Raw genomic sequence first — 19,981 nt, 5'->3', positions numbered from 1 at the left:
AGCGAGTATCAAAATCTCGTTGGTGATTCAATAGTATTCTACCTAGAAATTGAAACTCGTACGCAGAACTCCTACATATTGAGTTGGGTTACTACTATCATTCTCAGGATTGAACACGACCCAGAAATCAGGGGTAATAGAAATGTTTTCAGTAACTTGAATACGGTAAAAAGCCTCTAGATGATACGAGGTGTCTCCTTCTCGACGGACATCGCTGCTACCCACTCGTGGTGGCAAACCAAACAAAATACCAGGTAAGTTACCTTTACCTCCCACATCCGGGAAAGTTAAGCCAATAGCACCATACCAAATATCTGCTTGACTGCCGTCATCTACGAATCGGGAAACTTCTCCACCCTTACCATCAGCAATGTCACTTATACCAGATACTTCAGCATTAGCACTGATATATCCTCCCCAGGCATGGACTTGAAAATTATCAGAAAATCGATAATAACCTTGCAGAGCGATGGTGTCACTGGATGTAGCAATATCATCGCCAAAAGGTTTATCGGCTAGAAAACTGCCAGTTAAGGCTGTCAAACCGACTTGTCCTTTTGGTGCATAAGAGTGCGAATAAGCCACACCAAGCGCACCCCAGTCGCCATAATAGGCTAGTTGAGCTAAGGCATTATATTTGCCATTGAACAGTCCATTGCTATCTGTTGGGCTATTAGGATTACCTGCTAAATAACCTAATGTCAGGATGAGGTTTTCGTGGATTTTCCAATTAACAGCAGCACCTCCACCTCCTTGTCTATAAAAAGGACTGTATTCACCAAAGGCAGAGACTATGCCCCGAGCATCATCTGCTACTGTTGGAGGAGTAAGAGTATCAGTAATATCGGTGTAACCAACTCCAACCGGGCCTGCGGTGACGGTAAAATCAGAGCCAACTGGGAAGCGGTAAAGTAAATGTGGTATTGTTATTTCATTGTTGGTATTGTTGTCATAATTCATTCGTGTTGTCACTGTATTGGTTGCATCAGCAATTGAACCGAAATTGCTAACCTCCAAGCGAGTTCTCAACAAGTCTTTACCAGTAAAACTGCTTTCTAAATTTAAACGCAGGCGATAGCCCAAAAAGGTATTGGAGTCGTCAGAATCTCCTCCGATGCGATCGCCAAATGTATCTTCAAGCGCCCAAATCAATTCAGCATTCAATCTAGTAGTAGTGGAAAACTGGTTGGCTTCCAACTCGGCGTTATGAGCTTCTAGGGTATCGACTCTTCCTCGGAGATTTGCAAGTTCAGCTCCAAACTCTTCTTGCAGTCTTTGCAAAACCATTAAATCTTCTTTGCTAACTAACTCAGAACTAGAGGAAGCAATCAGCTCGTTGATGCGATCCAAGCAAGCATTCAAACCAGCAGCAAATTCGTACCTCGTCAATGTTCGATTACCGCGATAAGTCTCATTTGAATACCCTTCAATGCAACCATATCTCTCTACCAAAGATTGCAAGGCTTGAAATGCCCAGTCAGTTGGTTGCACATCCGAAAACTGCGATACGGAATTTACCTGAGCCATTGGATTTGGTGAGTCATCATTGCTATTGTTATAGCTGTCGTATGCGTTCGACTTTGATGTCCCTGTATTGTGAATGCTTGCAGTTCCATTGGAGTTGTTATTTTGATTAGCAGCTTGGGCAAGCAGCAATGATGAAGCCTTAGTTGAAGTTTGTTTCGACAGTAACCTTATTTCTGCGGTTATCGTGTCACTTGTCGCTACATTAATTGAAGTTTGGTTTTCTGCGATCACTGGTGCATTCGTAAACCAAAACAAAATAGTTCCCAGAATGCTGGAACTAAGTAGTACGTGATATTGCAAATGATTAAACATATGTAAAACTTAGATTGAACCTCTTGCAAAATCTACTTTTGCAAGAGGTTGAGATAAGGTTAAAGGAGTGTGGAAACCCCAAACTTTAGCAGAAATCTATTGTATTGCCTTCTAGCTCAAGGATACAAACCCCGATCGGTCAGTGCTTGGGCAACACGTCCAACTCCCAATGTATAGGCTGCCAACCTTAAAGAAATCTGCCGTTTCCTTGAGTGTTGAATCACTTGTTTATATGCCTGCACCATCAAGTGTTCCATTTCACGGTTAACACGTTCTTCATCCCAAAATACGTAAGAAAGACCTTGCACCCATTCCAAATAACTCACCACCACACCGCCAGCGTTCGCCAAGATGTCTGGTAATACCGTTACACCCCTTGCCTCTAACGCTTGGCTTGCTATCAGAGTTACTGGGCCGTTAGCTGCCTCTGCAACTATCTTGGCTTGTACCTGATTGACATTATCTTCTGAGATCTGATTTTCCAAAGCTGCGGGAATCAACACATCACAGGGTAAGGTTAATAATTCAGCATTACTAATTGGTGCTGCATCAGGGAAACCAACAACACTCCTGCGGTTCTGGGCAGCGTAGACTTGCAAAGCTGGGATATCAAGACCAGCTTCAGAATAAACTCCTCCAGATCCAGTCGAAACAGCTATCACCTTAGCTCCTGCTTGGTGAAACAATAAAGCCGCTGCTCCGCCCACATTCCCGAAACCTTGGATAGCTACTCGCGTTCCCGCTAAGGACTTACCCTCATCTGCCAGCGCCTCTCTGACAACGATCATCACGCCGCGTCCGGTTGCCATTTCCCGTCCTCGGGAGCCACCGATAGAAAGTGGCTTACCAGTTACAACTCCTGGTACGGCATGACCGACATTTACAGAATAGGTGTCCATCATCCAAGCCATTTCACGGGCAGAAGTGCCCATATCTGGTGCTGGGATGTCTATGCTTGGACCAATATCTTTGATTAACTCGCTGGTGTAACGACGGGTGATCCTTTCTAGTTCACCCACACTGTAATGTTTTGGATCTATAGCAATACCTCCCTTTGCACCACCGTAGGGAATACCTAACAACGCACATTTCCAGGTCATCAGCATTGCTAGCGCTGATACCTCTCGCAACGTCACAGCCGGATGGTAACGAGTACCACCTTTGTAGGGACCCAAAACATCGCAATGTTGCACCCGATGTCCTGCTAAAATTTGTATTTCACCATTATCCCTTTTCACGGGAATGGATACCGTGACGACTTTGCGGGGATGGCTGAGTACCTCCAAAATACCTTGATCCAGCTTTAACTCTCGCGCTGCTGCTTCAAGGTAGCTACAGGCCTGATCGAATGGGCAAATATACGCAGGAGAAGGAGCCTCCAGCGGCTGTAGGGATGTTGTAATCATAAAGTTTTCTCCCAATCGCGGCATCTCTGCGAACCGGATTATATATGCCTAGAATAGCCTTTTTTTTGGGAAAAAAACAAATTTTGTAACTTATGTTACAAAAATATTAGATGTAACTTTTTTTGCTAGCCTTAAAGATAGTAATATAGGAAAACCAGAGATACACACAGATGAACACAGATAAAAAAGATACTTAATTATCTGTGTTCATTTCCTATGGTGAATTGCTCTTAAAAAATAAGTCAGCTGTGCTGTAGATACTAATCAGAGCAAATTCCCGCAGGATAGGGTTAAAAATTTTTATGAACTGAGGCAGTACTCTTTCGTTACGATCGCCTGTGTTGAAAATAAGTTAATTATACAGAGAAGCCACTCGTGTAGACGAGAACAGCAGGTTTGTGGACACGTAGCAGCTTCTAGTAGAGTATCATTTTGCCACAAGGTAGCGATCGCCCACAGTGTGAGCATATTTCCAAATTATGCTAAAAACACCTCAGAGGTAAAATTCCCATGCAAGCCATAGGGAATGTGATGCTTGAGATGCAGTCGCGCTATTGGTCCTTGATTAAAATTGCGCGCGTCCAAAATGACCACATCTGAGCGATCGCAAGCAGCATCGTAAACCAAAGCCAGCACCCAACCATCATCTTCATTTTGAGAATTAGGACGGCGTACAAACACTGGTTCGCTGGCATAACCTCGGGGTGCAGCACTCCAAAGTTGCCGTTCTCCTGACTCCAAATCAATTTTTAAAAATGCTTGCAAGGGAGCGTTACCACTGGGAGCATGAGCTGCACCTATATAAAAATAACGATAAGGGCGTCCAACTTTTTGGGGATGCACACTAGGAAATTCACAACACCGACTTTCTAGCAACTGCCGCTGCACAGTTTTTTTGTGAGGATTGAGATGAAAACGCCAGATTTGTCCAGGCTTGAGGGCTTCAAAATCAACTTGTCGGAAATCGCTTTCTGGTTCCACCTCTGGTAATGATTCGTAACAAATAGAGTCAATAATAATTTCGTTGTCTTGCTCAAAAGCATTGACATGATGGAAAACAAAACCTGAGTGGGTTTCAAGAATTTCCACCTCCGTTTTTCCCCCCTTATTAAGGGGGGATTTGAGGGGGGATCTGCGGGGAATGATAATAATCCGAGTCGGTTGATTGGGTTGAAACTTAATACATTCTCCTGCACCCCGCATTCCCAATGCAAAAGGTATGGGATTGAAAGCGACGGGATTTTGAAAGAATATACAGTAGTTGGGGGTAATCGCAAAATCGTGGATGAAAGCAAAATCGGGAACACTATGAGCGTGCTTTCTGACAACTTTACCAGTTGTATCTAGCTCAAAAATAGTAATTGTCGTAGACAGTCCCGGCTTGATAGAAAAGTTTACCAAGCAAGGTTCACCATCATCAAAGTGACTGCTGGGATCGAAGCGTGGATGTGCGCCAAAAGCTTCACCTTCTGAAAGAACACCGTTGAAGTATTCTTTGCCTAAAGTTTCCAGTGTATAAGGATCGAGGCGATGGGGTTCAGCTGCTTCCCAAAGAGCTAGCAGTTTACCACCCGAATAAATAACATTTGTATTGGCAATATTTTTGAGTTTAAAGTCAAAGGCGTTAGCCAACCAACCACCTGGTTTTTGTGTACCAAAGACACCGCGATAAAGAATTTTCCCTGCTTTTTGTTCCTGCAGATACTCAGCAGTGCGAACAAAGCGATTGCGGAAGTGAGCACGACCATTTGAGAATGTGATGCGACTAATCATTCCATCCCCATCAAATGGGTGATGAACTGGTTGTCCATTTACATCCAATAAACCAGGACCATTTCTAAACAGCGTACCGTTGAGTTCGGTTGGAATGTGTCCTTCTATGTTATCTATCCAATAATCGAACTCTTGTTTTAGAGACTTATATCCCCCTTGCCAATCATTACGGTTGTAAGATTTTGCGGAAGCTGTAAAAACTTGTTCTTGAACTTCAAAAGTCTGCATATCAAATTTGGATTTTAAATTTTGGATGAATTAGAAGATTAGGTATGAGTTGGTAGTTGTTTGTTGGTTGGGAAATCCCCAAACAACAACCAACAATCAACAAACAACAAATTGTTACTCAACTGCTTCCGATTCTAGTTCTCGCAGCATCAAATTAGGGATTGTATCGGGTACAAAAGATTCTTCTCGATCGTGTACTGATGCTGGTGGTAAATTCTTTGCTGTCTCGCCTTGAGAGTCAGCAGCAGGTAGCCAGTAAACAAATGGTAATGGTAACAAATTGCTGAGGTTCGTGATAATTACCAAAAGCCAGAGTTTTTCAAAGTTTATTTCGGTGATTCCCAATAAATGCATCAACCCTGCGCCTAACTCGTAGGAAACTAGTCCTGCCAAATTAGTTACTGACATCAATAGGGCAAATAATGTTGCTTCCACTCCCGATGGACATAGCCTTGCTGCTAGTACTAACACTGGCATATAGGCAATTTGTCCCATGACGGAGAGAATCAGGCTGTCGCCCAAACTAAACCAGTGGTCATCAATACCCAAAACACGATTTGTATGAGTCACTAGCAGCAACATCGTCATCCCCAAAGTTGTTGAGAAGATGGTACTCCAAGTAAAGATGACGCGGAAGGGAACAGTTTTGAGAAAGCGTTGGAAGATCCAAATTCCAACTAAGGCGGCTACACTCGTTACCAAACGCACTCGCCCTAAAAATTCTGGTTCAAAGTGTAGTTCGTTCGTAGTGAAGAAGAAAAAGGCTGGTTCAGCAGTTGGCATAGCGAGCCAAATGAAGAGAAAAGCTGTTGGTAGCCAAATTGCTTTTTGAGTAACGGCTTGGCGCAGTTGCCCGAGTTGATGGTTTACTGCTTGAAAGTTGGTGTTATGACTATCGTTAGCATCTTCGCTACTAACGGGAGATTCAGCAATTAACCAAGCTACTGCGGATACAATCAGGGGAAAAGAGGCGGTGATCCAAAATACGGTACGATTGCTGAAATGCTCTAAAAGCAAGCCGCTGAAGTAAGCGGTAATCAAACCGCCAAAGGCTGAAGCACCCCAGCATAGAGATTGCAGAGAACCTGCTTTTGCTTGAGATTCTGCTCTTGCTCGTTCGACAACCAATGAGTCAACTATGACGTCACTGACGGCAACAGATAAGGAACCAAGAGCGATCGCCGCTGTCGCCGCTGTGGGTGTGTGAACTATTGTTGCTAGAGCCACCCAAGAAATTGTTCCCGCTATCCCCGATAAAATCAGGTATGGACGCCGTCGATAGCCCAATATCGGGAAGCCATCGGACATAAAACCAAATAATGGCTTGACAATCCAAGGTAAAGCAACAATCCCCAACAGTGCTGATACCTGGGCTGGATTTAGTCCCAGTTCATCTTTGAGGAAAAAGCTGACGGCTAAACGCGCCAACCCTAAAACACCTTGGACAAAGTAAACGGTGAGAATGGCGATTAATTCGGCGGTTGGTTCGTTGCCGAAAAAAATCTTTTCTTTTACTGAGTCTTTGACCTTGGACAAGCCAGAGGAGGAAACCAGCATTGATAAACAAATTTTAAGTTTTATCGACTTTTATTATCATATCTATTTTCTCAAGATGACGTGCAAATGAAGCATTTACCTGTCAGGGGATGTTGAAATCACAGAGAGTTAAGAGAGCAAAGGTGTAAAAATTAATTAATAAATTCTTAGGGATTTTTTATTTTTTGATCCAGACTTAAGTACTTTCTAAATTCTGCTTTTTCGTCATTTAATTTTTAATTTTTAATTGCCTAAAGCGATCGCCGCATTTTGTCCCCCAAAGCCAAAGCTGAAACACAGCACCCGCCGAATTTCGGCTTGACGTGCCTCTCTAACTAAATCCAAATCAAACTCAGGTTGCTTTAGCCCTACACATGGCGGTAATATTTGTTGCTGCAATGCCATCAGAGAAAAAGCTACTCCCAAAGCTCCTGATGCACCTAGAGTATGACCTGTAGCTCCTTTGGTAGAACTAACTGGCACACCTTGAGGAAATAAATTCTGTATCAATCGGCTCTCTATACTATCGTTCATCTGCGTAGCCGTACCATGAGCATGAATGTAATCGATATCGCTGGGTCTGAAGCTACTGCGTACCAAACATTGCTCGATCGCTGCGATCGCACTCTTGCCTTGTGGTTCTGGTGCGTTGGGATGATAGGCATCTGCCGTTAACCCAAAGCCAAGTATCTTAGCATACACCTTTGCTTGACGCTGCCTTGCCAATTCTGCTGATTCTAGAACGAATAAAGCCCCCCCTTCTCCCAAAACCAAACCTTCGCGATGCAAATCAAAAGGATATGCCCCAGTTTTTGCCAAAGCACCCATCTGTTGAAAACCGGTCAGAGTCAAGGGTGTAATTGCTGCTTCCACAGCACCTGTCAGGACTCGTTGACATTGACCAGATTGGATCAACAATACCGCTTGGGCGATCGCCCAAATACCAGTAGCACATGCCGCCATTGGCGCTAAAACTACCCCAGTCGCACCAATTTGTCGTGCAGCTGCGATCGCATTCATGTGGGGTAGGGTGTCTAGCCAAGAGGAGTGGGCATTGGGCATTGGGAATTGGGCATTGGGAATTGGGCATTGGGAATTGGTTTTCTTACCATTGCCCATTGCCCCTTGCCCCTTGCCCCTTGCCCCTTTGCCGTCGTACATCTGCCTCGCCATCTCCTCCCACGCCGCTTGATGGCTGCGACTCGAACCGATGGAAATACCGCAGTCTTCCAAAGGAGGAATTAATCCGGCGTCTTGTAAAGCAGAAGCAACCAGCAATTGAGTTAGTGTTCTCAGCTGTGCTGGTTGCTTGCTAATTAACCCCAAAGGACGTGGTTCAAGTTCTGGAAATGGTTGATGGATTTGAATTCCAGATTTCCCTGCAAGCAATTGTTGCCAGCTATCTACTAAGTTTTTGCCTAAAGCAGAAACAAGACCAATACCAGTAACAACGACGTCTGCCAATTTTGAATCATTGTTGTTTGTTGGTTGTTGGTAGTTCTTTGGAAGTTTTCCAACCAACAAACAACCACCAACAAAGAACTAAAACTATTTTCCACCATTCTTCAGGTTTTCCGCACCTTGAGTGATTTTCGCGGAATCAATGCGATCGCCTTGTTGAATTTTGTTAACTACATCCATACCTTCTTTGACATAGCCAAATACGGCATAGTTACCATCTAGAAAACCTAAGTCTGCTAAAGCAAAATAAAATTGCGAGGAAGCAGAGTCAGGCATTTGCGATCGCGCCATTGCTACTGCACCCAGCTTATGCTGCAATACAGGTGGCTGAGTCACGCGAGCCATCTCAAATGTTTTACTATAAATCGGCGTGTCCGATCCTTGTGGCTTAATTTCTAAGGGTACGTAGCGTTCACTACCTGTTTTTGGATCGATAAAACCACCTGTTCCCAAAAGCTGTGAGGGAGTTTTAGGATCTTTACTTTTAGGATCGCCGCCTTGAACTACAAATGGTTGGGGTTGACGTACTACTCGATGAAAAACTAACCCATCGTATACACCGCGTTGTACTAAATCTACAAAGTTGCCAGCGGTGATCGGGGCATTAGTGCCATCTACTTCAATGGTGATAGGTGAACCTTTAACCATCATCACCACAGTAGCTTTGCCTTCGAGTCTTGGTAAATCTTTCATTCCAGGAATAGCCTCATTTGTAGCTTCAGGTACAGAAGTCGCCTCTGTGGTTGTCTCTGTTGTTTGTGCGGTTGTCTTAGTACTTGCCTCGGTAGCTGTGGAAGTAGGGGAAGAAGAATTAGAAACTACTTCCTTTGGCGTACATCCACTTACCATCAAAACACCGACAATTACAAAAACAACTAAACGTTTAGAAATTCTTAACCGCATTATTCAGTATTGTCAGTTATAGACTCAACCAGAGTATCTTAACTTCTGATCTGGGTATACGTAATACTTATAAACTGGCAATTACTAACTGTTTTCTTTTGTTATTTCTTTTACTTATGCTCCTAAATGCTAGAGATTAGCTATTAGCTGTCTGGATATTCGACTATCCAAAACCTCGAACTAGTGCAGCATGGCGGAAATAAACCGACCATCTAAAAACAGGTCAAAGGCTGATAACGCCGGCTTTTTTGACTTCCACCCAGCAATATTGCTTACAAACCGTCTAAAGGTACTCCTAAAAATCTTGCTAATTCAGCGCCTTGTGTTTCCAACTCTTTTAAAGGCATTGGTTGACCCACCCTAGTTAAGGGGATGTCTCGACGTCCCTTAACACGCAAATACAAGGCACGAAGAGGATTCAGACCCTCTTTGATCTGTACTCGTACAGATTGTACGTCTTGAGTGTTGCAGTCAATTTCAATACGACGGTTCTTACCAGGAAAGCCCCAGCGAAAGATTTTAACTTTGCCAGTTTCCCGATTAAACTCGTTATATCCGCCACCGACGTCTAAGAAGATAACTAGCCATAGGTAAAGAGCTAGGAGCAAGCCTGCAATACCATATAACCCCATTACTAATCCTTGGGGGACGAATATCAGTTGAGTTGGGTCGGTAACTATGAGTAAATTAACTTTGAGATAGCTGGATATTGCAGCCAACAAAAAACCTGTTGCTCCCAAAGTTACGACACTTGCCCACCAGTAGTTACTCAACCGACGCGAACCGAGAACCTTTTGATGCAAGACGCTATCGCCTTTGTTAATGGTTGTTGATGTCGTCATGGAACTACCTTGGTGTTTGATAAATTCCCTTTAAAAGTCTGCCACTGGAGGTGGATCTATTGCAAGTTTGTTTTAAGATTTCTGAGAAAAGTTGTGTCAGATTGTAAAATTTCTGATATTGATTATATTTAATGGGTTCATGCTCAAAACTTGATTTACGTATGTAAATCAAGCACAAAGCACAACTAATATGATAAGTTAAGAAGCATTAAGGAATCACTAGCTTAATTTAAAGCTAGCGATCGCGGATAGGGCACAACCCTGAGAAAGACCGACTTAACCAGCGGTATTTTCTCATAAAATCAAATGCACTAAAGCATTTGAGAGTGTCAAAAAAACGTTAATTCCTCAAAACGTTGCAATTTTAGTAAAAAAGAGGATTTTAGTCCAATGACCATCGCACTAGGACGCACCCCTAGTAGTAGAGGGTGGTTTGACGTTCTCGACGACTGGTTGAAGCGCGATCGCTTCGTATTCGTAGGCTGGTCTGGTTTATTGCTATTCCCCTGTGCATTTTTAGCACTAGGCGGATGGCTAACCGGGACAACCTTCGTAACCAGCTGGTACACCCACGGCTTAGCCTCCTCCTACCTGGAAGGGTGCAACTTCTTGACAGTAGCCGTATCAACTCCCGCCGACGCAATGGGACACTCATTGTTGCTGTTGTGGGGACCAGAAGCCCAAGGCGACTTCACCCGTTGGTGTCAATTGGGTGGATTGTGGCCATTCGTAGCACTGCACGGAGCCTTTGGTTTAATTGGCTTCATGCTGCGGCAATTTGAAATTGCGCGATTGGTAGGAATTCGTCCTTACAACGCCATCGCCTTTTCTGCGCCGATCGCGGTGTTCGTGAGTGTATTCTTGATGTACCCGTTGGGACAGTCAAGTTGGTTCTTTGCACCCAGCTTTGGCGTCGCAGCAATCTTCCGTTTCTTGCTGTTCTTGCAAGGGTTCCACAACTGGACACTCAACCCCTTCCACATGATGGGAGTCGCGGGTGTACTCGGTGGAGCGCTGTTGTGTGCGATTCACGGTGCCACAGTTGAAAACACCCTATTTGAAGACGGCGAAGCGGCAAACACCTTCCGCGCCTTCAACCCCACTCAAGCCGAAGAAACCTACTCAATGGTGACAGCAAACCGTTTCTGGTCACAGATTTTCGGTATTGCTTTCTCCAACAAGCGCTGGCTGCACTTCTTCATGTTGTTCGTGCCAGTGACGGGTTTGTGGATGAGTGCCATTGGCATTGTCGGCTTAGCACTCAACCTGCGAGCTTACGACTTCGTCTCTCAAGAATTAAGAGCAGCCGAAGACCCAGAGTTTGAAACTTTCTATACCAAAAACATTTTGCTGAACGAGGGTATCCGGGCTTGGATGGCTCCTCAAGATCAGCCACACGAGAAATTTGTATTCCCTGAGGAGGTATTACCTCGTGGTAACGCTCTCTAATCGACCTGGCGTAATGGGAGCAGGACGCGACCAAGATTCCACCGGGTTTGCCTGGTGGGCTGGTAACGCCCGTCTCATCAACCTCTCCGGTAAATTGCTGGGCGCGCACGTAGCCCATGCTGGCTTGATCGTCTTTTGGGCTGGAGCGATGACCTTGTTTGAGGTCGCTCACTTCGTTCCCGAAAAGCCCTTATACGAACAAGGCTTTATCCTGCTACCCCACTTAGCAACTCTCGGATGGGGAGTCGGCCCTGGCGGTGAAATTGTAGACACCTATCCCTACTTTGTCGTCGGTGTACTGCATCTAATCTCCTCTGCCGTCTTGGGTTTTGGCGGAATCTATCATGCTATCCGCGGTCCAGAAGTCTTAGAAGATTACTCTTCCTTCTTTGGCTATGACTGGAGAGACAAAAATAAGATGACCAACATCATCGGCTTCCACCTGATCATATTGGGAGTTGGTGCCTTTTTGTTGGTGCTGAAGGCGATGTTCTTCGGTGGCGTGTATGACACCTGGGCACCTGGTGGTGGTGATGTTCGCGTCATTACTAACCCGACATTGAATCCAGCGGTCATCTTTGGTTATCTACTCAAATCTCCCTTCGGTGGCGACGGCTGGATCGTCGGTGTAGATAACATGGAAGACATCATCGGCGGTCACATCTGGGTTGGCTTAATCTGTATTTTTGGTGGTATTTTCCACATTCTCACCAAGCCTTTTGCTTGGGCACGTCGCGCTTTCATCTGGTCTGGTGAGGCTTACCTCTCCTACAGCTTGGGCGCGCTGTCTCTGATGGGCTTCATTGCTTCTTGCTTTGTTTGGTTCAACAACACCGCTTACCCCAGCGAATTTTACGGCCCAACCAACGCCGAAGCTTCCCAAGCTCAGTCTTTCATCTTCTTGGTTCGTGACCAAAAACTCGGTGCTAACGTTGCATCCGCTCAAGGTCCTACGGGCTTAGGTAAATACCTGATGCGCTCACCTTCTGGTGAAATCATCTTCGGTGGTGAAACCATGCGCTTCTGGGATTTCCGCGGCCCTTGGTTAGAGCCTCTGCGCGGCCCCAACGGTCTGGATCTCGACAAAATCAAGAACGACGTTCAGCCTTGGCAAATTCGTCGCGCATCTGAGTACATGACCCACGCTCCCAACGGTTCTCTCAACTCCGTGGGTGGTGTGATCACCGAGCCTAACTCCTTCAACTATGTCAACCCCCGTGCTTGGTTGTCAACTTCTCACTTCGTTTTAGCATTCTTCTTCCTAGTTGGTCACTTGTGGCACGCAGGACGTGCTCGTGCTGCTGCTGCTGGCTTTGAAAAAGGTATTGACCGTGAAACTGAGCCAGTGTTGTTCATGAACGACCTCGACTAGGTTACAAGGTTTCTTTCATCACTGATAATCGGATAGATAACAAGCTCCTGTGTAAAAGCAGGAGCTTTTTCATATCAATAATTTGTCATTTGTCATTTGTCAAAAGCTGATGACCAATGACCAATGACCAATGACTGACTACAATCCAGTATTAGCTGCGATCGTTACTTCTTTTTGTTTTCCTGGTTCTCCCAGTTGCTTGGCTTTCTCTTGATTGACACTTACCAGCACACCGCCAGCATTGTCGGTTCTTACTGTTAGTTGCTCTTGAGCTTTCCAAATACGATGAGTTCCTTCTGGGAGTTCGCCCTCATACTCGACTTTGCCATCAACTACTACCTGAATCCAAGATTTCTCCGTCAAGGTTAAACCAATTTGCACCTGTTGACTGTTTTTTATGCTGCTAACAGTGTCACTGACGGTTTGAAACTTTTGGGATTGAATAGCAGTCTCTTCATTTAGTTTTGGCTGGTTTTGATGATTGTTTGCTGTTTGCAAAGCGCTAGCATTCAAGAATTGAGACAAGCCACCAACAGAACACAAAATTATAAATATATAGAGTAAATACAGATGAATTGGACGTAATTCACCGAATCGGGTGTGCTTCCAACTAGGTTTGAGGATGACTCGATTGTTGCCAATGGGAAAGCTACTCGCAAATTCAGCGCCATTAAAGCCCAAAGCGTCGGCAAATTGCCGGATCAAACCCTGAATGTAGACTGGTTCTGGCAGTTCTTCTAAATTACCTCCTTCAATTGCCTGCAATAGTCGTCGGGGGATTCTGGTCAATACGACCATTTCCTCTAATGACAGACCTTTTTCTTGACGCGAGGAGCTAAGTTGTGCACCCATTGTTGCTAACTTTTCGGCTCGCTGTTGTTCTAATGAATATGTTGACTCGCGCTTGTTTTTCCTTTTTAGCCAATTCATATCTTATTCACACTCCTCAAATCCAGCGAAATCGTTAATGGGAATCTGCTTTAAGTTTTTGTAAAAAGCGAATTTCACTCTCTTCTAGATGACGATATTCACCCTCACGCAAGCACCTTCCTCCAGGCGCTTGTAGCTGTATAGAACCTATGGCGGTACGATGCAGTTTCAGTACCGGGTATCCCAACTGTTGGGCTACACGGCGAATCTGGCGATTTCTTCCCTCCTTTAAAATGATTTCTAAACAAGTGGCAGAAGCAAACTTGTCTATGATTTGTACTTGTGCTGGGCGTGTTTTTTTTTCATCCAAAAGCACACCTTGACGCCACATGCGTAGCACAGATTCCGGTGGATGTCCTTCTACCAAAACACGATATGTCTTCGGGATACTGTGGCGTGGATGGGTAAGCCAGTATGTTAGTTCCCCATCGTTGGTAAGTATTAATGCCCCTGTAGAATCTGCATCCAAACGACCAACAGGATGAATACCTTGGCCAGAACGCAATTGGGCTGGTAACAAATCCAGAACTGTTTTTCTTCCTTGGGGATCGTGGCAAGTGGAGACTATACCTACCCCTTTGTGTAGTAAAAGATATACTAAGTCTGGACGTTCTACAGCTGACACTCGCTTATCGTCCACTGTAATTGTGTCTCTTTGGGGATCAACTTTTTGACCTAAATGGGCCAAGTCGCCATTGACTCGCACACGCGATCGCCTAATCATTTCTTCGGCTTGACGACGGGAAGCTACACCCCATTGAGATAAAACTTTTTGTAATCTTTCCTCCATGTGGGAATTACTGCTTCTTCAGTAAATATTGCAACATATTAAAGGTACGCACAATTGTACCTTTGCGGTTTGTAGTTAATAGCCGCAAATGATACAGTTAAGACTTGTTTAAATGCTTGTAGATTTGTAAGTAATATTCATAAATAAATAGAGTCGGTAGATGGCACAAAATTATTTAGAGACCCAGAATTCTAACAAGAAAATTCGCATAATTACAAATGTGCTGACGAAAGCACTCAAGTTATGGTTGAGATCGCAAGTCAGCCAAATATCTCAGTTGGAAGTAGAAATCAAAGCCAGCGATCGCCAGCTTTTGTCTGGTTGCATCCCTTTGGTATCGATTTTCGCTAGTCATGCTGTTTATCAAGGTCTCCATCTTACGCAAATTCAACTTGTAGCAGAAAATATCCGCATTAATATTGGCTCAGTACTCAAGGGTAAACCACTGCGACTGTTAGAAACAGTACCAGTAGTTGGCGAACTAATTGTGGAGGAGGAGGATCTCAATGCCTCTATTTCATCTACTCTACTATCAACAGCTCTAAATGATGTACTGGATAAACTTTTACCAGAACAGTGCGCAAAATCCAAGTCAATTATTTGGCAAAAAATAATTCTTGACAACAGTAAGGTAAAACTTTACGCCTCATCATCCGCTCAAAGTAGTTCTACTCTCCTAGAAATTTGCGCGGACTTAAACTTACTGAGCAGTCATGAGTTACAATTAGCACAAATAGAAGTTAAAAACAATATGGGAATACTGCTAGAAAGCAATAATGGACACTATCTAAATTTGGGAACAGATGTTGATATCCAACAGTTCAACCTGATTCCAGGGAAGTTAGTATGTAACGGGCGGATTAATGTTAACCCATAAGATAAAGTTTGTTTTTCCTAGTACAGCCAACTTTGATATTGTGGATCGGCGTCCTTCATATCTTCGTAAAGCCAAACCATGCGATCGCAAAACCAAAGCTTGCCCAAATAGACCAACGCCGTACCAAATAGGGTTGGCCAGATTGCCAGAACCGCGACACCCCAAATTACAAATACCATACCAATGATAGACACTATGGTGAGAACGTGTGGCACAACTTTGTGATGTTGGGGAATCGCAACTTTGTCGCGGTTTAGCCAAACTCGTTCGCCAAAGGTAGCTTTAGAAGCCCAATTATTAGTCGTGTCAGGCTTCGGGAAAATGCGTGGATTATACCACGTCCAAAGCAACGCCGCAGCCAGTGGTAAAATAAACCACCAGCCAAGCCAGACACGAGACCAGATAGCGATAATAATGAGAGGTAGGGTGGTGTAACGCGTCCAGACGCTCCAAGGATTAGCGTGATGTGCCCAAACCTCATCGTCCATAGCAAAAGAGCGTTCGGTGATTTTGAAAATATCCATCGTCTGTATACCTCAGTCTTGGTTGCTTACCACACCACTCTTTTTGGTGTCAAATATTAAAATTCAAATATATCCACACTCCCTTAAATGTTATGACTATAACCACCGCCAAACGCTTTACTATAACTGAATACGACCGTTTAGCAGAACTCGGATTCTTCAGTGAAGATGACCGAGTTGAGCTAATTAAAGGAGAAATTATCTACATGGTAGCCAAAGGAAAAGCACATTCAACTTTGAATAGACGGTTGATAAGAGAATTATCAATACTGCTTAGTACTCGTGCTACTTTACAAAGTCAAGATCCTGTGATTATATCCACAGATAGCGAACCTGAACCCGATGTAGCAATTCTCCAAAATCGCGCTGATGATTATCTCAGCGCTCATCCCTGTCCATCTGATATTTTACTTTTAATTGAGATAGCTGATTTCTCTTTGAAATATGACCAAGAGGTTAAATTACCACTTTATGCAGAAGCAGGTATTGCTGATTACTGGATATTTAATTTAGTAGCAAATTATCTAGAATATTACAGCGAACCTTATCAAGATTTGCAAGGTAAATTTGGTTATCGCAAAAAGGTAATTTTTCTGCCCAATGAATCAGTTAATTTACCTTGTTTTCCTGATTTAGTTCTGGATTTATCTAAGGTTTTTCCCCAAAAGATGCAGTAGGATTGATGAAGTGAAAAGGAACGCGATTGCCAGCCTCACCCTCCCTTCACAACTAAACTTTCCATTGCCTGCTGCAAGTCTTTCGTCAAGTCAGCAACGGCTTGCCTAGCACCATGACGACTCGCTTTATAAACTGGATAACGTTCTGAAACAGATAGCGGTTCACCTACAATTATTTTCGCCCGTTGCTTACCCAATAGTGGACGCTGAAATGGGTTGCCACCTTTAATCCGAGTTACCACATCCGATATCAACAAAGTTGTTTCGGCAAACCTTTCGGCAGTAGGTTTTTCACGCACGTAACTGCCTGTGACAGCAACTAAACTTTCTACTAACCGCATGTGCCACATCCGTAAATTTGCTTCTTCGGCAATGCGATCGCCTAACGCTCTTTCTAAAAGTGATAGTGCTTTAATATCTTTAAAATCTTCTCTAAAAATATAATTCCAGCCTGCCTGTTCTACTCGGCGACAGCGGTCATTAAAATTTCCTTTAGGTTGCAAGTAAAAATACTGCTCTGCTACTTGTAAAACTACATCCAAAAGTACCTGTAAACGAGCACCTATTATCTCATTCACATCTTCGGTTTGTAGAGACGCGAAATTTCGCGTCTCTACAACTGGCAGTTTTTGATGATAAAACCGCGTATAAAACTGTTCCATTAAGGATAGCAAGCGTTCTGCCAAACGCAATAAGCGAGGATACAAGGACTCTTGTAGAGACGCGCCATGGCGCGTCTCTACAACTGGTAAACCACTATCGGCTTCTAATTCACTTAACAAATTAGCGATCGCACTCCAAGGAGATTCAACGTAACTATATTGAATTCCGATTGGTAAAATTAAAACCTGTTCATCTCGTCCAGCTTTGTGCAAGTCTTCAGCGCACCAAAAGCCAAATTGGGCGATCCCAGGTTCGAGTGGGTTAACAATCTCCGAAAGTCCGTTAGTGACACCTTCTGGTGCTGCGGCCATCGGGAAGCGTCCATTGGCAAACAACTCACGCGCCGATCGCAAACCCGTCCAGTCTGCCTTACCCCTTTGGATTGGTGTAGCACCCAAATTAGAAGCGATCCAGCCAACGTAAGCACCAGCCCACAAAGGAATACCGCGATCGTAGATAAAATGGGCATGAATTGGACGCTGTAGCGATACTCCCTGCTGCCGTGCTACTCTTGGCACGAGTTGAGAAAGCAAGTAGCCCAAGCAAAGCGGATCTGTAGCTTGAGGATGGCGAAATGCGATCAAAAAACGAATTTTTCCCTCTTGAAACTGACGATAGAGATCTACCAAAATGTCTACGTTGTCTGCTTCAATTTGGCTAATCGCTGCTTTCCAATGTAACCAGCTGGGTAGCCCTAGCTGAATGACTTGTAAAACCAAGGGGTTAAACTTTGGTGAGATAAACTCCAGGGGTGGTTGTGCTTGATTCAGCAAATCAGGCAAGGTAATTTTCTCCAGAAGTGGCGAGTGAATATTTAGACTTTAACTAAGTTAGAGATTAGCAACACTGAAAAAGGGACGAACGATGCGACTGTCACAAATGTTATTTGTCACACTTCGGGACGATCCGGCCGATGCCGAAATTCCCAGCCATAAATTATTACTCCGTGCAGGTTATATTCGTCGCATCGGTAGCGGTATATACGCTTATCTCCCGCTGATGTGGCGGGTATTGCAAAAAGTCTCCCAGATTGTCCGGGAAGAAATGAACGCCACTGGTGCCCAAGAATGTCTCTTACCTCAATTACAGCCAGCGGATTTATGGCGCGAATCTGGCAGATGGGATACTTATACAAAAGCTGAGGGTATAATGTTTGCCCTCATCGATCGCCGCGAACAAGAATTAGCATTGGGGCCGACTCACGAGGAAGTCATCACCACGATCGCTCGTGATATGATTCGCTCTTACCGTCAACTGCCGTTGCACCTCTACCAAATTCAAACCAAGTTCCGTGATGAAATTCGTCCCCGCTTTGGTTTGATGCGCGGACGAGAATTCATTATGAAGGATGGCTACTCTTTCAATGCCGATGAAGAAAGCCTGAAAAAAACTTATCAGGATATGTACCAAGCCTACAGCAATATGCTGCGGCGCTCTGGTTTGGCTTTTCGTGCTGTCGAAGCTGATTCTGGTGCAATCGGCGGTTCTGGTTCGACAGAATTTATGGTACTGGCGGAAGCTGGTGAAGATGAAGTTCTCTACACCGAAGATGGACAATACGCCGCCAATGTGGAAAAAGCTGTATCTTTACCCGCTGATGCCGAACCTTCCTCGTTTACAACCTATGAAAAACGAGAGACTCCGGGAACCGAGACAATTGAAAAACTCTGTGATTTCTTGAAATGTTCCCCCACCCAAGTTGTGAAAAACGTCCTCTACGAGGCAGTTTATGATAACGGCATGACAGTACTGGTACTGGTAAGTATTCGAGGCGATCAGGAAGTTAACGAAATCAAGTTGCAAAATGAATTGACAAAACTAGCTTCACAATATGGTGCGAAGACGATTCTCAAGTTAGCAGTGCCAGATGCAGATGCACAGAAAAAATGGACAGCTAAATCTTTACCTTTGGGTTACATTGCGCCTGATATTGCAGATGATTACATTCAACGCCAGCAGGGAGAAAACCAATTCCATCCGAAGTTTTTGCGCTTGGTAGATAAAACCGCAGTTGATTTAAAAAACTTTGTGACGGGTGCGAATGAATCTGGCTATCACGTAGTTGGTGCCAATTGGGAGGAGCAATTTAGCTTACCAAAGTTAACAGTGGATATACGCAAAGCGAGACCAGGCGATCGCGCCATGCATAACCCAGAACAAACTTTAAAAAGTGCTCGTGGAATTGAAGTAGGTCATATCTTCCAGTTAGGTACGAAGTATTCCCAAGCGATGGGAGCAACTTACACCAACGAACAAGGTGAAGAAAAACCTTTAATCATGGGTTGTTATGGTGTGGGAGTTTCGCGACTGGCACAAGCAGCGGTAGAGCAATCCTACGATAAAGATGGGATTATTTGGCCTGTGGCGATCGCACCCTATCACGCCATTGTGACGATTCCTAACATTAACGACGCTCAACAAGTGGAAATCGCTGAAAAACTTTATACAGAACTCAACCAAGCCGGAATTGAAACCCTACTTGATGACCGCAACGAACGGGCAGGAGTAAAATTCAAAGATGCAGATTTGATCGGCATACCCTACAGAATTGTCACCGGACGAGCGATCGCTAATGGCAAAATCGAAGTAGTTGAACGGCAAAGCCGTAATACTCAGGAAATTCCGATTACTGAAGTTGTATCTACTCTTAAAGGGTGGATCTCTCAAGCAACAGGGAATGGGGAATAGAGGATAGGGGATCGGGGATTGGG

At 44.3% G+C, this 19,981-nt stretch carries 17 protein-coding genes; 5 read left to right on the top strand and 12 right to left on the bottom strand.

What is annotated here, in order from left to right; translation table 11 throughout:
• Positions 1-42 precede the first annotated feature (42 nt).
• The 8 genes from FIS9605_RS36565 to FIS9605_RS0108090 form a co-directional block, all read right to left on the bottom strand.
• Complete coding sequence (locus FIS9605_RS36565; RefSeq protein WP_231510265.1) at positions 43-1,839, bottom strand: iron uptake porin; 1,797 nt, start codon at positions 1,837-1,839, stop codon at positions 43-45.
• Positions 1,840-1,955: 116 nt separating this feature from the next.
• Positions 1,956-3,245, bottom strand: a complete 1,290-nt coding sequence (locus tag FIS9605_RS0108115) for a Glu/Leu/Phe/Val family dehydrogenase (RefSeq protein WP_026732142.1) — start codon at positions 3,243-3,245, stop codon at positions 1,956-1,958.
• 300 nt (positions 3,246-3,545) lie between these two features.
• A complete protein-coding gene (locus FIS9605_RS42505) occupies positions 3,546-3,713 on the bottom strand; it encodes a hypothetical protein (protein WP_155960381.1) in 168 nt (55 codons plus the stop codon).
• 9 nt (positions 3,714-3,722) lie between these two features.
• Positions 3,723-5,246 carry a carotenoid oxygenase family protein gene (locus tag FIS9605_RS0108110; protein ID WP_026732141.1) on the bottom strand — a complete coding sequence of 508 codons (1,524 nt, stop codon included), beginning with the start codon at positions 5,244-5,246 and terminating at the stop codon, positions 3,723-3,725.
• Between the two features lie 114 nt (positions 5,247-5,360).
• Positions 5,361-6,803 carry a folate/biopterin family MFS transporter gene (locus FIS9605_RS0108105; protein ID WP_026732140.1) on the bottom strand — a complete coding sequence of 481 codons (1,443 nt, stop codon included), beginning with the start codon at positions 6,801-6,803 and terminating at the stop codon, positions 5,361-5,363.
• A gap of 222 nt (positions 6,804-7,025) precedes the next feature.
• Complete coding sequence (locus FIS9605_RS0108100; RefSeq protein ID WP_026732139.1) at positions 7,026-8,246, bottom strand: beta-ketoacyl-ACP synthase; 1,221 nt, start codon at positions 8,244-8,246, stop codon at positions 7,026-7,028.
• Positions 8,247-8,330: 84 nt separating this feature from the next.
• On the bottom strand, positions 8,331-9,146 hold the full coding sequence (locus FIS9605_RS0108095; RefSeq protein WP_026732138.1) for a peptidylprolyl isomerase: 816 nt from the start codon (positions 9,144-9,146) through the stop codon (positions 8,331-8,333).
• Between the two features lie 272 nt (positions 9,147-9,418).
• Entirely contained in the window at positions 9,419-9,988 is a 570-nt protein-coding gene (locus tag FIS9605_RS0108090; RefSeq protein WP_026732137.1) for a photosystem I assembly protein Ycf4, read from the bottom strand.
• Positions 9,989-10,378: 390 nt separating this feature from the next.
• Here FIS9605_RS0108090 and psbD point away from each other — a divergent pair, with 390 nt between their 5' ends.
• Together psbD and psbC are read left to right on the top strand one after the other, a co-directional pair.
• Complete coding sequence (gene psbD, locus FIS9605_RS0108085) at positions 10,379-11,437, top strand: photosystem II D2 protein (photosystem q(a) protein) (RefSeq protein ID WP_026732136.1); 1,059 nt, start codon at positions 10,379-10,381, stop codon at positions 11,435-11,437.
• Complete coding sequence (psbC, locus tag FIS9605_RS0108080) at positions 11,421-12,809, top strand: photosystem II reaction center protein CP43 (protein WP_026732135.1); 1,389 nt, start codon at positions 11,421-11,423, stop codon at positions 12,807-12,809. Before psbD ends, psbC begins: the two co-directional genes overlap by 17 nt.
• Before the next feature lie 138 nt (positions 12,810-12,947).
• On the opposite strand, the gene FIS9605_RS0108075 is transcribed toward psbC, so the two are convergent.
• On the bottom strand, positions 12,948-13,739 hold the full coding sequence (locus FIS9605_RS0108075; protein WP_026732134.1) for a helix-turn-helix domain-containing protein: 792 nt from the start codon (positions 13,737-13,739) through the stop codon (positions 12,948-12,950).
• Positions 13,740-13,773: 34 nt separating this feature from the next.
• On the bottom strand, positions 13,774-14,529 hold the full coding sequence (locus tag FIS9605_RS0108070; protein ID WP_026732133.1) for a pseudouridine synthase: 756 nt from the start codon (positions 14,527-14,529) through the stop codon (positions 13,774-13,776).
• Between the two features lie 160 nt (positions 14,530-14,689).
• On the opposite strand from FIS9605_RS0108070, the gene FIS9605_RS0108065 reads away from it, so the two are divergent.
• A complete protein-coding gene (locus FIS9605_RS0108065; RefSeq protein ID WP_026732132.1) occupies positions 14,690-15,406 on the top strand; it encodes an LmeA family phospholipid-binding protein in 717 nt (238 codons plus the stop codon).
• Positions 15,407-15,423: 17 nt separating this feature from the next.
• On the opposite strand, the gene FIS9605_RS0108060 is transcribed toward FIS9605_RS0108065, so the two are convergent.
• Entirely contained in the window at positions 15,424-15,930 is a 507-nt protein-coding gene (locus FIS9605_RS0108060; RefSeq protein WP_026732131.1) for a DUF6653 family protein, read from the bottom strand.
• Positions 15,931-16,022: 92 nt separating this feature from the next.
• Here FIS9605_RS0108060 and FIS9605_RS0108055 point away from each other — a divergent pair, with 92 nt between their 5' ends.
• Complete coding sequence (locus FIS9605_RS0108055; RefSeq protein WP_026732130.1) at positions 16,023-16,607, top strand: Uma2 family endonuclease; 585 nt, start codon at positions 16,023-16,025, stop codon at positions 16,605-16,607.
• Positions 16,608-16,642: 35 nt separating this feature from the next.
• Here the strand turns inward: FIS9605_RS0108055 and FIS9605_RS0108050 are convergent, their stop codons facing one another.
• Positions 16,643-18,052, bottom strand: coding sequence for a glycerol acyltransferase (locus tag FIS9605_RS0108050; protein ID WP_026732129.1), 1,410 nt, complete (start codon positions 18,050-18,052; stop codon positions 16,643-16,645).
• Positions 18,053-18,134: 82 nt separating this feature from the next.
• On the opposite strand from FIS9605_RS0108050, the gene FIS9605_RS0108045 reads away from it, so the two are divergent.
• The gene (locus tag FIS9605_RS0108045; protein WP_026732128.1) at positions 18,135-19,958 is read left to right on the top strand and encodes a proline--tRNA ligase; all 1,824 of its coding nucleotides are present in this window, start codon (positions 18,135-18,137) and stop codon (positions 19,956-19,958) included.
• The last annotated feature ends 23 nt before the right edge of the window (positions 19,959-19,981 follow it).

The organism is Fischerella sp. PCC 9605, from assembly GCF_000517105.1.
In the GTDB taxonomy this organism is placed as follows: Bacteria; Cyanobacteriota; Cyanobacteriia; order Cyanobacteriales; family Nostocaceae; genus PCC9605.
Note: the sequence above shows the minus strand (reverse complement) of the source record. Positions and strands in the feature narration are given on the sequence as shown.

What these genes read in the sequence shown, in the direction of transcription:
- FIS9605_RS0108070 (WP_026732133.1), bottom strand. Translation starts at nt 14,529, where the DNA reads ATGGAGGAAAGATTACAAAAAGTTTTATCTCAATGGGGTGTAGCTTCC.
- FIS9605_RS0108055 (WP_026732130.1), top strand. Translation starts at nt 16,023, where the DNA reads ATGACTATAACCACCGCCAAACGCTTTACTATAACTGAATACGACCGT.
- FIS9605_RS0108060 (WP_026732131.1), bottom strand. Translation starts at nt 15,930, where the DNA reads ATGGATATTTTCAAAATCACCGAACGCTCTTTTGCTATGGACGATGAG.
- FIS9605_RS0108105 (WP_026732140.1), bottom strand. Translation starts at nt 6,803, where the DNA reads ATGCTGGTTTCCTCCTCTGGCTTGTCCAAGGTCAAAGACTCAGTAAAA.
- FIS9605_RS36565 (WP_231510265.1), bottom strand. Translation starts at nt 1,839, where the DNA reads ATGTTTAATCATTTGCAATATCACGTACTACTTAGTTCCAGCATTCTG.
- FIS9605_RS0108075 (WP_026732134.1), bottom strand. Translation starts at nt 13,739, where the DNA reads ATGAATTGGCTAAAAAGGAAAAACAAGCGCGAGTCAACATATTCATTA.
- FIS9605_RS0108045 (WP_026732128.1), top strand. Translation starts at nt 18,135, where the DNA reads ATGCGACTGTCACAAATGTTATTTGTCACACTTCGGGACGATCCGGCC.
- FIS9605_RS0108110 (WP_026732141.1), bottom strand. Translation starts at nt 5,246, where the DNA reads ATGCAGACTTTTGAAGTTCAAGAACAAGTTTTTACAGCTTCCGCAAAA.
- FIS9605_RS0108095 (WP_026732138.1), bottom strand. Translation starts at nt 9,146, where the DNA reads ATGCGGTTAAGAATTTCTAAACGTTTAGTTGTTTTTGTAATTGTCGGT.
- FIS9605_RS0108065 (WP_026732132.1), top strand. Translation starts at nt 14,690, where the DNA reads ATGGCACAAAATTATTTAGAGACCCAGAATTCTAACAAGAAAATTCGC.
- FIS9605_RS0108115 (WP_026732142.1), bottom strand. Translation starts at nt 3,245, where the DNA reads ATGATTACAACATCCCTACAGCCGCTGGAGGCTCCTTCTCCTGCGTAT.
- psbD (WP_026732136.1), top strand. Translation starts at nt 10,379, where the DNA reads ATGACCATCGCACTAGGACGCACCCCTAGTAGTAGAGGGTGGTTTGAC.
- FIS9605_RS0108090 (WP_026732137.1), bottom strand. Translation starts at nt 9,988, where the DNA reads ATGACGACATCAACAACCATTAACAAAGGCGATAGCGTCTTGCATCAA.
- FIS9605_RS42505 (WP_155960381.1), bottom strand. Translation starts at nt 3,713, where the DNA reads ATGCTCACACTGTGGGCGATCGCTACCTTGTGGCAAAATGATACTCTA.